This is a genomic window from Microtetraspora sp. NBRC 16547 (assembly GCF_030268965.1).
Lineage (GTDB): Bacteria > Actinomycetota > Actinomycetes > Streptosporangiales > Streptosporangiaceae > Microtetraspora.
Map to the genome: position 1 here is coordinate 253,659 of NZ_BSSE01000002.1, position 12,950 is coordinate 266,608.

Sequence of the window (12,950 nt, forward strand, 5' to 3'; positions counted from 1 at the left end):
CAACCGATGTTAGGGTCAAAGCAGGGTCAAAGGGAATTCATGCCTCAGTCAGGGCCTCCAGCGCGGCCGTGAACGCCTCCATGGGAGGGCTGACCAGACCCGCTCCCACCTGGCCCGTTCCCGCGACCCGACCGGCGATCCCGGTGTTGACGACCGGAAGCAGCCCGGTGCGCGCGACCAGGGTGACGTCGACCCCCACCGGCGTGCCGCGGAACCCGAGCCCCGGGATCTGGTACGCGGGGTGCTCGGCCAACGTGATCTCGTACATCGAGGTCGTCGCCGCGACCGCGTCCGACACGTCGCCGCCGACGAAGCGCACGATCGCCGGCGCGGCGGCCATGGCGAAGCCGCCGAGCCCCGTCGTCTCCGTGATCGTGGAGTCGCCGATGTCCGGGTTGGCATCCGCCGGGCCGTACGCGCCGAGGTAGAGGCCGTCGGGAACCCCCGCGGGGCCGGTGAACCAGCGGTTCCCGAGCCCGGAAACCTGGATTCCGAAATCGGTCCCATTGCGCGCCATCGCCACGACGAGGCTGGAGCCGGGCACATCTCTCGCGGCGTCGGCGCTCACTTTCGCCGCCGCCATTCCCGCGTTCAGGAAGAAATGATCGTTTCCATTGATAAATCGCAACACCTCGGCGGCGTGCTCGGGGGCGGCCTCCACGACGGCGGGCGCGAGCTCCCGCACCATCAGCGAGGTGGCCGCGCGGTTGCGGTTGTGGAGCTCGTCGCCCATCTGCAGAGCCTGCGCGATCATGGTGCGCAGGTCGAGGGGCCCGCTCCTGTCCAGCGCCGCCTGGAGCGCCGGCCCCAGCACGTCGCCCATCCAGCACAGCCGGTCGATCACCTCCGGGCCGTACGCGCCGTACCGCAGCACCTTGCCCAGTCCCTCGTTCAGCGAGCAGTACGCGGTGCCGCCGTGCTCCGCGTCGGCCACCTCCAGCATCCACATCGAGGGGCTGACCACGCCCGCCATCGGTCCGACCGTCCGGTGATGGTGGCAGGAGTCGAGCGTGATGCCGGTCCCGGCGGCGAGCCGCCCCTCCGCGTCCTCGGGAGAGGAGGCGAGCCCCTCGAAGAGCATCGCGCCGATCAGCGCCCCGCGCATCGGCCCGGAGGCGCGCTCCCAAGTGATCGGCGGCCCCGCGTGCAAGAACGTGCCGGGTTCCAGACCGAGCACGTCACGGGCCGGACGTACGCCGACGAGCCGGGGACGGGCGGACAGCATCCGGCCGACGGCGGTCGCGTTCGCCCGCTCCCTGCGCGGATCGGCGAGCACCGCGGCCAGGGCGGCGGCGGTGCCGGGGACGGGCGGGCGCCAGTCGACCTCGGTCCTGGCCACGGCCTGCTGGTCCAGGGCCTCGCCGAGCACCGCGGTCCCGGCCGTGATCACGTGGGGCTCGCGGCTCAGCATCGACAGCGTCATCGAGGTCATCTGGCTCCTATCAGGTCGGTCGCGGTCGGTTCAGCGGGGTGTCACGCGGGTGGTTCGACGGCCGGCTTCGCGCGGGGTCGCGGCCGGGCCGGTCCGCCGCCTCAGGGGATCGCACGGGGCGGCGGTCTCAGGCACCGGTGTGAGCACGCGCGAGGTCGCGCGCATGCCGGGCGGCCGCCGCGTTCGACGTGAAGACGGCGGCGCCCGCCTCGTTCAGCCGGGCCGCCTGGGCGCGCAGGCCCTGCGGGTCGCCGTCCGTGCCGACGAGCGCGACGACCACGGCGACCCCGCGCTCGCACGCCCGCGCGACGCCCGGGGCGAGTTCCGCCGAGGGATCGGGGTCGGCCCCGTGGCCCAGCACCACGTCGAGGAGGACCACGCCGGACTCGACGGCGTCCAGCGCCTCCAGACGGAGCGTCGGGTCGATCATCGGGTGCGCCCGGCCGCGGGTGTACTCGTCGTCGCCGAAGTCGATGAACTCGCCCGTCCCGGCGATGAGGGCGGCCTCGGTGCACAGCGTGCCGCCCGAGTAGAGCCCGCGCAGCGGCCCGCCTCCCGCGCCGCCGGGCGCCCCGGGTGACCCGGGTGAACCGGCTGCACGGTCTGACGTGCGCTCCTTCGCCGGCCGTGCGGGCCATTCGGGCCATTCGGGCACCTCGCGACCGAGGGCGCGGAGGACCTCCTCCACGGCGGCCGTGAGGTCGTCCTGGCCCGGTCCGAGCAACGCCGTGACGACCTTCGTGCCGAGCCCGAGATCCTGTACGGCCCGCGCCACCTCGGCGGCGGGCGGCTTGGAGACGAGGACGATCAGCTCGGTCGCCGGGTCGGCGTCGAGAGCACGCAGCGCCTGGATCGTCGAGCGCCCGGCCACCTCGGCCGACAGGTCGCGGCCGCCCACGCCGAGCAGGTGGCTCACGCCCACGCCGGCCAGGTCGAGCAGGCTCGTCACCTGCTGCGCACCCGTGCCGGAGGCGGCCACGACGCCGACCGGGCCGGGGCGCAGCACGTTGGCGAAGCCCAGCCCCGCGCCGCCGATCACGGCGGTCCCGCAGTCGGGCCCCATCACCAGCACGCCCTTCTCCCGGGCGCGGTCCTTGAGCAGGATCTCCTGCTGGACTGGGACGTTGTCACTGAAGATCATGACGGAGAGGCCGGCCTCGACGGCGTCGGCCGCCTCCAGGAAGGCGTACTCCCCGGGAACGCTCACCAGGGCGACCGTCGCGTCCCGGGCCGCCGCGTGCGCCGCCGCCCGGGTGGTGCGCGGCGGACGCCGCTCCCCTCGAGAGGCGCCGGCCGCCTCCCTGGCCGCGAGCCGCCGCTCCAACTCGGCCGCGGCCTCCCGTACGGCGTCGTCCGACGTGGCCCTGATCGCGACGAGCAGATCGCCCGGCGTGGCCGGGGGCACCGCGAAGCCCGCGTCGCGGGCGAGGCTCACGTTGAGCTCCGTGGCCATCGCGACGATCGCCACGGTGACTCCGGGCAGTCCCGCGAGCGCCTGGCTGACCCGCATCAGGCTCACCGAGTCGTGGTAGACCCCCGCGCGCACTTCGACCAGATCGTTCAAGGACGCTTCCTCCCGCGGCTTCCGGTGCCGACTGCCGTGCTGTTTGCCGTACTGCTTGTACTGCTTGTACTGCCTGCTTGTACTGCTTGTACTGCTTGCCGTGCTGTTCGTCGTGCTGTTCGTCGTGCTGAGCGGCGCGGCGCGCCGCCTCAACGGCCGCCGGGCCACGACCGCAGCGCGAGGACCGCGGCCAGGCCCGTCCGCACGCCCCAGGCGAGATCGGCGCCGGAGGTGTGACCGAGACGCAGCAGGCGGTGCGCCGCCGAGTCGAGCGGCTGGTGCCCCGCGATGCCGCGCAGTACGCCGAGCACCTCCGCGCTCGCCTCGCCGCGCGCCGCGCAGTGCAGCAGCGTGGCCGAGATGGGCGTCGTCCTCGCGCGGGCGTCGTAGGTCACCGCGGCTGCCAGCCAGTCGGCCAGCCACACCGCCCTCGGCGCGCTCGCCGCGAGGCCCAGATGGCGCAGCGTGACCAGCAGCCCGCACAGCATGTCGTCGCCGCTGGGCGTCAGCCCCGGCCCGAGACCGAGAAGCCGTTCCGCCGCCCCGATGCCGTCCACCAAGGAGCCCGACAGGCAGCCGGAGGCGAGCAGTCCGGGCGCGCCGGTGAGGTCCAGGCCCGGCCGCCGCTGTGACCGGTCGCAGATGTCGCCGAGCAGCGGCAGCGCCCGCGCGAGGCGGGCCGGCTCCGCGGCGCCGAGCGGCGGGGCCGGGTCCCACCAGCGGCGCACCCGCACGCCGACGCCGCCCAGCCCGATGGAGCCGTCACCGACCCAGCACTCGTCTCCCAGAGGAAGGCGGTCGAGCGGCCCTGCCAGCACCACGGCGTTGGGCAGGCGGGTGGCCTCCCCGCTGACCAGGGCGATGACGTGTGGCTCGCACTCGCTCCTGACCTCCAGATAGACGGCGAGCGGGAACGCAGCCAGCACGCGGGCGGGACGGCGCGGCGACTCGAGAGCCGGGCGCAGCGCGACGCTGGCGGCCCCGCCGATCTGGGCGCGGCCTCCCACGCCTCCCGAGGGGCGTGCCGGGGAGCGCCGCGCTCTCGGACGTGTGTCGACGGTCACCCGAACCTCCCCGTTGAGCGCGTCAGAGCCGACGCTAGAACGCCGCCCTCGGGCTCCGTACGGAGAAAGCTGCCAACAGTGGGCCAAATGCTTGGCTCTTCCTGACAGTCGGATTGTTGGGCACAATCGGCCTGAGCCGCACATATCCCTCGAAGCTCGACCTCGGAGCGCACGATGATGAGCGATCCCGCCGCGCCGGCGATGAGGCTGGCCAGCACAGGAACCATCCTCCACGGCGTCTCAGTCGGGGAGGTGCTCGGTGTGTCGACGCTGGCCGACGCCCGTCTCATCGCGGGCAAGAGCGGCCTCGACCGCATCGTGCAGCGCCTCAACGTCATGGAGGTGCCCGACATCCTCGCCTGGGTGAAGCCGCACGAGCTGCTGCTCACCACGGGATACCCGTTGCGCAACACTCCACAGTCGCTGGACTGCCTGGTGGCGGATCTCGACGAACGCGGGCTGGCCGCGCTGGCGATCAAACTCGGGCGGTACCTCGACGAGCTGCCGGAGGAGATGGTCGAGCAGGCCGACAGGCTCGGCTTCCCGCTGATCCTGCTGCCCAACGACGTGGGTTTCGACGACATCCTCAACCAGGTGCTCACGGACATCCTGAACCGCCAGGCCGCGCTCCTGGCCAGGGCGGAGGAGGCGCACCGGGCGCTGGTCCAGATCGTGCTCGCCGGAGGCGGCATGCGCGAGGTCACCGCGGAGGTCGCCGGGCTGCTCGACGTGGCCGTCGCCGCGCTGGACGCCGGCGGCCGGATCCTGGCCACGGCCGGTGACGCCGAGCGCGTGGCGGCGCTGCGCGAGACCTGCCGCGCCGTGGGAGGAACGCTCCAGGAGCAGCCGTCACCGGGCGCGCGGGTGCCGTCCGGCTCGCTCGCGCCGGTCATGGCGTCGGACGGGAACCACGCGGTGGTGCCCGTCGTGGCGGGCGGCCACCATCACGGGAGGATCGTGGCGTTCAGCGCCTCCGGCGCGCTGACCCCGAGCGACATCGGCATCCTGGAGCGCGCCGCGACGGTCGCCGCTCTCGTCGTGACCAAGCAGGAGGCGGTGACCGCCGTCGAGAGCAAGTACCGCGCCGACTTCCTGCGCGACGTGCTCACCGGCAGAGGCGGCGTCCGCGTCGCCGAGCGCGCCCGCGCGTTCGGCTGGGACCTGGAACGCCCGGTCAGCGTGCTGGTCGCCGAGATCGACCCGGACGCCGACGAGCGTCCCGCCCAGGACCGCATGCTCGCCGCCTGGCAGTCCGCCGTGCGCAGGTACGACCCGCGCGGCGCGGTGGCCGGCTTCTCCCACGAGGTCGTCGCCGTCGTCGGAGCGGGGATCGACACCGTCCGGCTGGCAAGGGACGCGCTCACCGCGGTCTCCGACTGCACGTTCTCCACCGGCCTGAGCCGGGTCGCCGGAGGCGCCGACCTGCTCCCCGGCGCGTACGGCCAGGCGCTCAAGGCCGCGCGGGTCGGCCGTCAGCTGCACGGGGCCGGGGCGGTCGCGCACTTCGACGAGCTCGGTGTCTACCGGCTGCTCTCCCTGGTGAACGACACGGACGAGCTGCACGCCTTCGTCCGCGAGACGCTCGGGTCGCTCGCCGGGGACGACGACGTGGAGAACGCGGACCTGCGCCGGACGCTCCAGGTGCTGCTGGAGACCAACCTCAACGTCGCGGAGACCGCCCGGAGGCTGCACTTCCACTACAACACGCTGCGCTACCGGATCGGGAAGCTGGAGCGGATGCTTGGCAACTTCACCGAGGACGCGCACCTGCGGCTCAACCTGACCCTGGCGCTCCACGTCCTGCGGATGCGGGGCATCTGAGATACGTACGGCGGGGCGGGAGCTCCTAAGCTGGCCCGGTGAAAGAGACATTCGAGCTGAACGACGACTACATCCCGCTCTGCGACCTGTTGAAGTACTGCTTCGTCACCGAGACGGGCGGCGCGGCCAAGCACTTCATCGCCGAGGGGAACGTCAGGGTGGACGGCGTGGTCGAGCTGCGCAAGGCGTGCAAGATCCGGGCCGGCCAGGTCGTCACCGGCGAGGGCTTCGAGATCCGGGTCGTCGCCCCCCGCGCGTGAAATCGCCTCTGGTTTGGCACAAGATGCCCGTGTGTAATGGAAATCGCGGGCCTAATGTGCCCGCAACAGCAGTGCCGCGCTGGGATGCCCGCGGGGTGGCCACCGGACGTCGGCCCAGGTAACAAAGGGGCTTGCATGGCTTTCGGCTGGAAGTTGCATGGCGACGGAAAGAACCTGCCACCGGGCGAGGTAGTAAAACCCGACGAAAGGCTGAGCTGGCCGCGCATGGTCGGCTTCGGCGCCCAGCACGTGATCGCGATGTTCGGCGCGACGTTCGTCTTCCCCCTGATCATGGGACTGGACGCGAACCTCGCGATCATGATGTCCGGTGTCTCCACGATCCTGTTCCTGCTCATCGTGCAGGGGAAGATCCCGAGCTATCTCGGCACCTCGGCGTCGTTCGTCGGTGCCGTGGCCGCCATCCGGGCCGCGCAGGGCGACAGCGCCACGGTCACTGGAGCGATCCTGGTCGCGGGCCTGGTCCTCGCGGCGGCTGGTGTCGCGATCCACTACCTGGGCGTACAGATCATCCACAGGATCTTCCCGCCGGTCGTGACCGGTGCGGTGGTCATGCTGATCGGGTTCGGGCTGGCCTATGTCGTCGCCGACGTCTACTGGCCGCAGGACCACTGGATCGCCCTGGTCACCATGGCCGCGACCGGGGTGTTCCTCGTGCTGTTCAAGGGCTTCCTCGGTCGGATCGCCATCCTGCTCGGGCTCGTCTTCGGATTCGTCCTCTCCTGGGTGCTCGACCTGACCATCGGGAAGATCACCGCGCCCGGAGGGGACGGCAAGATCACGACCCACTTCCGGGTCGACTTCAGCGCGGTGGAGAAGGCCGACCTGTTCGGCTGGCCCAACTTCCACGGTCCAACGTTCCAGGTGTCGGCCATCGTCCTCGTACTGCCCGCCGTCATCGCGCTCATCGCGGAGAACGTCGGCCACGTCAAGGCCGTGGGCGAGATGACCGGTGTGGACGTCGACCCCTCCATGGGCCGCGCCGTCGCGGCCGACGGCATCGCGACGGCCGTCGCGACCTCCGTGGGCGGCTCGCCCACCACCACGTACGCCGAGAACATCGGCGTCATGGCGGCAACGAGGGTCTACTCGACCGCCGCCTACTACATCGCGGCGATCATCGCGATCCTGTTCGGCCTGATCCCGAAGTTCGGTGCGCTCGTCGCCGCCACGCCCGGCGGCGTGCTCGGCGGCATCACGGTCATTCTGTACGGCATGATCGGCCTGCTGGGCGCGAAGATCTGGATCGAGAACCGGGTGGACTTCTCCGACCCGGTGAACATGGTCCCGGTCGGCGCCGGGATCATCCTCGCGGTCGGCCCGGTGAGCCACCAGATCACCGGCGACTTCTCGCTGGCCGGCATCGCCCTCGGCACCTTCGTGGTGCTCGGCGGCTACCACCTTCTCCGTGCCCTCGCGCACGGCCCGAGAAAGGAGGTCTCCGGTGGAGAGATCGGATTCGAGCGGGACGCCGCGGTCTGACCCTCCGCCGGGAAACCCACGGCAGGCTCCACCACTCCGGAGTAAGACGACCTCGTGAAACCACCTCCGTTCGAGTACCACGCCCCCGTCTCGGTGAGTGAGGCCCTTGAAGCCCTCGCCGCGACGGGGCCGCACGGCAAGGTTCTGGCCGGCGGCCAGAGCCTGATCCCGCTGCTCAACATGCGGCTGGTCGCGCCGTCCCACCTCGTCGACATCAACCGGATCGGCGAGCTGGACACGCTCACGGCAGGCGCGGACGGCGTCCGCGTGGGAGCGCTGGCCCGGCACGCGACCGTCGAGCGCTCGACTGAGGCGGCCGCGGTCCAGCCGCTCCTGCGCCAGGCCCTGCGGCTGGTCGCGCACCCGGTGATCAGGAACAGGGGGACCGTGGTCGGCAGCCTCGTGCACGCCGACCCGTCCGCCGAGATGCCCGCCGTCCTCGCCCTCCTCGGCGGGTCCGTACGGCTCGCGTGCCTCGGCGGCGAGCGAGAGGTCGCCGCGGCGGACTTCTTCACCGGGCCGATGGAGTCGGCGGTCGAGCCGGGCGAGCTCGCGGTGTCGGCGTTCTTCCCGGCTCCGCCGCCGCGTTCGGGCACCGCCTTCCGCGAGGTGTCCCGGCGGCACGGTGACTACGCCGTGGCGGGCATGGCCGCGCTCGTCACCCTCGACGAGGACCTGCGGATCGCCTCCGCCCGGGTCGCCTGCGTGAGCGTCGGCCCGGGGCCGGTCGTCGTCGATGTTTCCGACGCCTGCGCCAGGCGGCCGGCGGCGTCCGTCCCGTGGGACGCGGTGGCGGCGGCCGTACGGGACCGGATCGACCCCGAGGGGGACATCCACGCGACGGCCGGGTACCGGCGGCACCTCACCGGGGTGCTGGCCGAGCGGGCGCTCAAGGACGCCGCGCGGAACGCGGGAACGGAGGCCGCTCATGAGTGACGGAACCACCCGGTACGCCATCACGCTCGTGGTCAACGGCGTGGTCAGGGAGGCGGCGGTGCCCGCCCGGCGGCTGCTGTCCGACTGCCTGCGCCACGACCTGGGGCTGACCGGCACGCACGTCGGCTGCGAGCACGGCGTCTGCGGGGCGTGCACGGTGCTGCTCGACGGCGAGCCCGTCCGGTCCTGCCTCACGTTCGCCGTGACGGTCGACGGCCACGAGATCACCACCGTGGAGGGCCTGGCGAAGGACGGCGAGCTCTCTCCCGTGCAGCGCGCCTTCACCGAATGCCACGGCCTCCAGTGCGGCTTCTGCACCCCCGGCTTCCTCTGCACGGCGACCGCCTTCCTCCGCGACAACCCGGTGCCGACGGACGAGGAGGTGCTGGTGGCCGTCTCCGGCAACCTGTGCCGGTGCACCGGCTACCAGAACATCGTCAAGGCCGTGCACCGCGCCGCGGAGATCCAGGCGGAGATCCAGCCGGGGCTCACGGCGGAGACCGGGCCCGGAGAGTCAGGGAGAACGGCGTGACGACGAAGCTCTTCGGCGAACCGGTCCGCCGGCGCGAGGACGCCCGGCTGGTCACCGGCCAGGGCCGTTACCTGGACGACCTCGGACCGGGCGCGCTGGCCGCCGCCTTCGTCCGGTCCCCGCACGCGCACGCCCGCATCAAGGACATCGACGTGTCGGCCGCGCTGGACGTGGAGGGCCTGGTCGCCATCTACACCTGGGAGGACCTGCCCGGGGCGCTGGCCGAGCCGCTGCCGCTGCTCATCCCGCATCCCGCGCTCACCCATGGCCGTACGGCGTACCCGCTGGCCAAGGACATCGTGCGGCACGTCGGCGAGCCCGTCGTGATGGTGGTCGCCGAGGACCGCTACGTCGCCGAGGACGCCTGCGCGCTGATCGAGGTCGAGTACGAGTTCCTCAAGCCGGTCGTCGGCGTCGAGGAGGCGGTGCAGGGCGGCAACCTCGTCCACGAGGACGTGCCCGGCAACGTCGGCGCGCACATGGTCCAGGAGGTGCCGTCCCGGGACGGCCGGTCTGCCGCCGAGATGATCGGCGCCGCGCCGCACACCCTGGAGTTCCGGCTCGACATCGAGCGCAGCGCGTGCATGCCCCTCGAAGGCAAGGGCGTGTACGCCCGCTGGGACGCCGACGACCAGTCGCTGCGGGTCTACTCCTCCACCCAGACGTCCACCAGCGTGCGGATGGCGATCGCGGCCAAGCTCGGCCTGCCGCTGCCCAAGGTCGAGGTGATCGCGCCCGACGTCGGCGGCGGCTTCGGCGTGAAGATCGTGCACCCGTGGCCGGAGGAGATCCTCATCCCCTGGGCGGCCCGGACGCTCGACCGGGAGGTCAAGTGGACCGAGGACCGCCGGGAGCACTTCGTCTCCTCGGCCCACGAGCGGGCCCAGGTGCAGCACGTCAGGGTCGGCTTCGACGACGACGGCCGCATTCTCGGCCTCGACGTGACCATCCTGCACGACCACGGCGCGTACACGCCGTACGGGATCATCGTGCCGATCATCACCTCCACCCAGCTGCTCGGGCCGTACAAGATCGGGGCCTATCGGGTGGAGTTCTCCTCGATCTACACCAACACGGTGCAGGTCACGCCGTACCGGGGCGCCGGCCGCCCGCAGGGCGTCTTCTGCATGGAGCGGACGATGGACCGCGTCGCCGCCTATCTGGGCCGGGACCGGACCGAGGTCAGGGCGGCCAACTTCATCGGGCCCGCCGAGTTCCCCTACGACCAGCGCCTGATCTTCCAGGACGGGCGGCCGCTGATCTACGACAGCGGGAACTACCCCGAGTCGCTGCGGATGCTCAAGGAGCTGATCGGCTGGGACTCCTTCCCCGAGATGAAGGCGCGGGCCGCGGCCGAGGGACGCCGGATCGGCATCGGCGTCGGCTGCTATGTCGAGGGCACCGGCGTCGGCCCGTACGAGGGCGGCCACGTGCAGGTCACCTCCGACGGCCGGGTGCACGTCTCGACCGGCCTGACCTCGCAGGGGCAGGGCCACGAGACCGTGTTCGCGCAGATCGCCGCCACCGAGCTGGGGGTGCCGATCGAGAAGGTGTCCGTCGTCACGGGGGACACCCGCCGCTTCGGGTACGCCGTGGGCACCTTCGCCTCGCGCGCCGCCGTGATGAGCGGCAACGCGATCGCGCTCGCCTGCCGCAAGGTGCGCGAGAAGGCGCTGCGGATCGCCGCGGACGCCCTGGAGGCCGACCCGCGCGACCTGGAGATCACCGACGGGATCGTCCACGTCGCCGGGACGCCGTCCGCGTCGATCCCCCTCGCCACCGTGGCCGTGCTGTCCAACCCGCTCCGGTACGCGTTCGACGAGGAGGCCAAGCGCGCCACCCAGTTCTCCGGCGCGACGTCGATGGACCGGCCCCCGGTGGAGGAGGGGGAGGAGCCCGGACTGGAGGGAAAGGACTACTACTCGCCGATCAGGTCGACGTTCGCCTCCGGTATGCATGCCGCGATCGTGGAGACGGACCCGGAGACCGCGGAGATCACGATCCTTAGGTACGCCGTCGTCCACGACTGCGGCAAGCTGATCAACCCCATGATCGTCGAGGGGCAGATCCACGGCGGCGTCGCCCAGGGAGTGGGCGGGGCGCTCTACGAGAAGATGGTCTACGACGAGCACGGCCAGCTGCTCAACGCCTCGTTCATGGACTTCCTGATGCCGTACGCCACCGAGGTGCCGCGCATCGAGACCGCCCATCTGGAGACGCCCTCGCCGCTGAACCCCCTGGGTATCAAGGGCGCCGGCGAGGCCGGGGTCATCCCGGTGTCCGCGGTGATCGCCTCGGCTGTCGAGGACGCCGAGGGCATCACCATCGACCGGATGCCCATCTCGCCGTCCGATCTGCACACCCTGCGCCTACGGCTCGCGGGCTGAGGAGGGCATGCCTGGACATCACCACGCACGAAGCGACTCCATGTCGCGCATGATCGATCGGGCTTCCTCGCGATCGTCCGGGTCGTCGGCGACGGCGAGGGCCTCGCGACGCGCCGTCTCGGCGCGTCGCAGGCGCCAGGCCAGCACGATCGCTTCGCGGATGACCTCGTCGGGAGCTTGACCGTCGGCTGTGAGTTCGGCCAGCGCGGCTTCGGTGCGCTGATCGGCCTGGAAGGTAACCACCCTCATGTCGGCGTCAGAGGCCCAGAGTGAGCCGCAGCCCTTCTGCGACCCTGCGCAGTTCGGCGTCTCGCGCCTCTCCGGTCTTGCGCGTGAACTCCTTCTTGCTGACCACCGAGAGCAGCGCGCAGTGTGCCAGGCGGTCGCCCACTTTCGGCAAGGTCGCGGCGGTCAACCCGACATCGGGGACGAGGGGCACCACGGTGATGTCGTCGCGCAGGTCGTACACCTCGGGGGCGCCCACCTGCTGGTCATCCGATTGATCTAATGGGAGGAAATGTCCACTGTGAGGCGCTTGCGGAACACCCAGTAGCTCCACCCCTGGTACACGAGCACGGCGGGAAGCGCGATCAGGCCGATCCAGGTCAGCATCGTCAGCGTGTACGGAGCCGAGGCGGCCTCGGCCAGCGTGAGACCCGGCAGGGGCGCGGGCCACATGGCGCCGAACAGCGTGGCCGTGGTCAGCACGATCGACAGTGCCGTGGCGGTGAAGGCCCAGCCCTCGCGCCGCCGCCAGACGAGGGCCACGCCCGCCGTCAGCGCCGCCATCGCGAGGACGGCGCACGCCCACAGCCAGGGGGAAGCGGACCAGTTCGGCACGTCCATCGCCGATGCGGGGATGGAGGGCAGCGCGACGACGCCGACCGGGACGGCCGCGGCCGCGGCCAGCAGGGCCGCGCGCCGGGCCCGTGCGCGCACCGGCCCCGTCGTCTTCAACGTCACGAACACCGCGCCGTGCAGGATCGCGACCGACAGGGACAGCAGGCCGCCGATAACGGTCGCGAGCACCGTGTCGTACAGGAGGTTGCCGAAGACGGCGCCCCACAGGAAGGCGGTGAGCACGCTGCCGGCCACGATCCCGGCGTCGCACAGCGCGCGCTCCCGCCCGGGGCGGACCTTGCCGCGCCACTCCAGGCCGACGCCGCGCACGATCAGGCCGGCCACGATCAGGAACATCGGCAGGTAGAAGCTGCTGAGCAGGCCCGAGTACCACGCGGGGAAGGCGGCGAACATCGCCCCGACGGCCGTGATCATCCAGACCTCGTTGCCGTCCCAGACGGGTCCGATCGTGCCGATGACCTGCCGGCGCTCCGCCTCGCTCCGGGAGAGCAGTGGGAGCAGCGCGCCCACGCCGAAGTCGAACCCCTCCAGCACGAAGTAACCCGTCCAGAGGAACGCGATAACAATGAACCAGAACGTCGTCATCGTGAGTC

Annotated in this window: 12 protein-coding genes; 6 read left to right on the forward strand and 6 right to left on the reverse strand. The window is 71.8% G+C overall.

All coding sequences use genetic code 11. The features are described from left to right. Nucleotides 1–37 precede the first annotated feature (37 nt). The 3 genes from QSK17_RS03920 to QSK17_RS03930 form a co-directional block, all read right to left on the reverse strand. Nucleotides 38–1,432, reverse strand: a complete 1,395-nt coding sequence (locus tag QSK17_RS03920) for a YlbE family protein (protein ID WP_285702982.1) — start codon at nucleotides 1,430–1,432, stop codon at nucleotides 38–40. Nucleotides 1,433–1,559: 127 nt separating this feature from the next. Continuing rightward, complete coding sequence (locus tag QSK17_RS03925; RefSeq protein ID WP_285702983.1) at nucleotides 1,560–2,996, reverse strand: AllF/FdrA family protein; 1,437 nt, start codon at nucleotides 2,994–2,996, stop codon at nucleotides 1,560–1,562. Between the two features lie 149 nt (nucleotides 2,997–3,145). Next, entirely contained in the window at nucleotides 3,146–4,060 is a 915-nt protein-coding gene (locus QSK17_RS03930) for an oxamate carbamoyltransferase subunit AllH family protein (RefSeq protein ID WP_285702984.1), read from the reverse strand. A 174-nt stretch (nucleotides 4,061–4,234) separates the two neighbouring features. Here QSK17_RS03930 and QSK17_RS03935 point away from each other — a divergent pair, with 174 nt between their 5' ends. The 6 genes from QSK17_RS03935 to cutA all read left to right on the forward strand — a co-directional run bounded on the left by QSK17_RS03935 (nucleotide 4,235) and on the right by cutA (nucleotide 11,496). Next, nucleotides 4,235–5,881 (forward strand): PucR family transcriptional regulator, encoded by a 1,647-nt coding sequence (locus tag QSK17_RS03935; RefSeq protein WP_285702985.1) that lies wholly within the window; start codon nucleotides 4,235–4,237, stop codon nucleotides 5,879–5,881. Nucleotides 5,882–5,919: 38 nt separating this feature from the next. Then, on the forward strand, nucleotides 5,920–6,141 hold the full coding sequence (locus QSK17_RS03940) for an RNA-binding S4 domain-containing protein (protein WP_285702986.1): 222 nt from the start codon (nucleotides 5,920–5,922) through the stop codon (nucleotides 6,139–6,141). 135 nt (nucleotides 6,142–6,276) lie between these two features. Further along, nucleotides 6,277–7,641: a uracil-xanthine permease family protein gene (locus QSK17_RS03945; protein WP_285702987.1), complete on the forward strand. Its 1,365-nt coding sequence runs from the start codon at nucleotides 6,277–6,279 to the stop codon at nucleotides 7,639–7,641. Between the two features lie 54 nt (nucleotides 7,642–7,695). Beyond that, a complete protein-coding gene (locus QSK17_RS03950) occupies nucleotides 7,696–8,577 on the forward strand; it encodes an FAD binding domain-containing protein (protein ID WP_285702988.1) in 882 nt (293 codons plus the stop codon). Continuing rightward, nucleotides 8,570–9,109 carry a (2Fe-2S)-binding protein gene (locus QSK17_RS03955; RefSeq protein WP_285702989.1) on the forward strand — a complete coding sequence of 180 codons (540 nt, stop codon included), beginning with the start codon at nucleotides 8,570–8,572 and terminating at the stop codon, nucleotides 9,107–9,109. The genes QSK17_RS03950 and QSK17_RS03955 overlap by 8 nt, the downstream gene beginning before the upstream one ends. Continuing rightward, nucleotides 9,106–11,496 (forward strand): aerobic carbon-monoxide dehydrogenase large subunit, encoded by a 2,391-nt coding sequence (gene cutA / locus QSK17_RS03960; protein ID WP_285702990.1) that lies wholly within the window; start codon nucleotides 9,106–9,108, stop codon nucleotides 11,494–11,496. Before QSK17_RS03955 ends, cutA begins: the two co-directional genes overlap by 4 nt. An 18-nt stretch (nucleotides 11,497–11,514) precedes the next feature. Here the strand turns inward: cutA and QSK17_RS03965 are convergent, their stop codons facing one another. The 3 genes from QSK17_RS03965 to cydB are packed head-to-tail and all read right to left on the reverse strand — an operon-like array spanning nucleotide 11,515 to nucleotide 12,942. Beyond that, the gene (locus QSK17_RS03965; protein ID WP_285702991.1) at nucleotides 11,515–11,739 is read right to left on the reverse strand and encodes a hypothetical protein; all 225 of its coding nucleotides are present in this window, start codon (nucleotides 11,737–11,739) and stop codon (nucleotides 11,515–11,517) included. 13 nt (nucleotides 11,740–11,752) lie between these two features. Continuing rightward, entirely contained in the window at nucleotides 11,753–11,980 is a 228-nt protein-coding gene (locus tag QSK17_RS03970; protein ID WP_285702992.1) for a hypothetical protein, read from the reverse strand. A 20-nt stretch (nucleotides 11,981–12,000) separates the two neighbouring features. After that, on the reverse strand, nucleotides 12,001–12,942 hold the full coding sequence (gene cydB / locus QSK17_RS03975; protein WP_285702993.1) for a cytochrome d ubiquinol oxidase subunit II: 942 nt from the start codon (nucleotides 12,940–12,942) through the stop codon (nucleotides 12,001–12,003). Nucleotides 12,943–12,950: the final 8 nt, after the last annotated feature.

Coding starts and splice junctions, on each gene's coding strand:
- QSK17_RS03920 (WP_285702982.1), bottom strand. CDS start 1,432: ATGACCTCGATGACGCTGTCGATGCTGAGCCGCGAGCCCCACGTGATC.
- QSK17_RS03935 (WP_285702985.1), top strand. CDS start 4,235: ATGATGAGCGATCCCGCCGCGCCGGCGATGAGGCTGGCCAGCACAGGA.
- QSK17_RS03945 (WP_285702987.1), top strand. CDS start 6,277: ATGGCTTTCGGCTGGAAGTTGCATGGCGACGGAAAGAACCTGCCACCG.
- QSK17_RS03955 (WP_285702989.1), top strand. CDS start 8,570: ATGAGTGACGGAACCACCCGGTACGCCATCACGCTCGTGGTCAACGGC.
- cydB (WP_285702993.1), bottom strand. CDS start 12,942: ATGACGACGTTCTGGTTCATTGTTATCGCGTTCCTCTGGACGGGTTAC.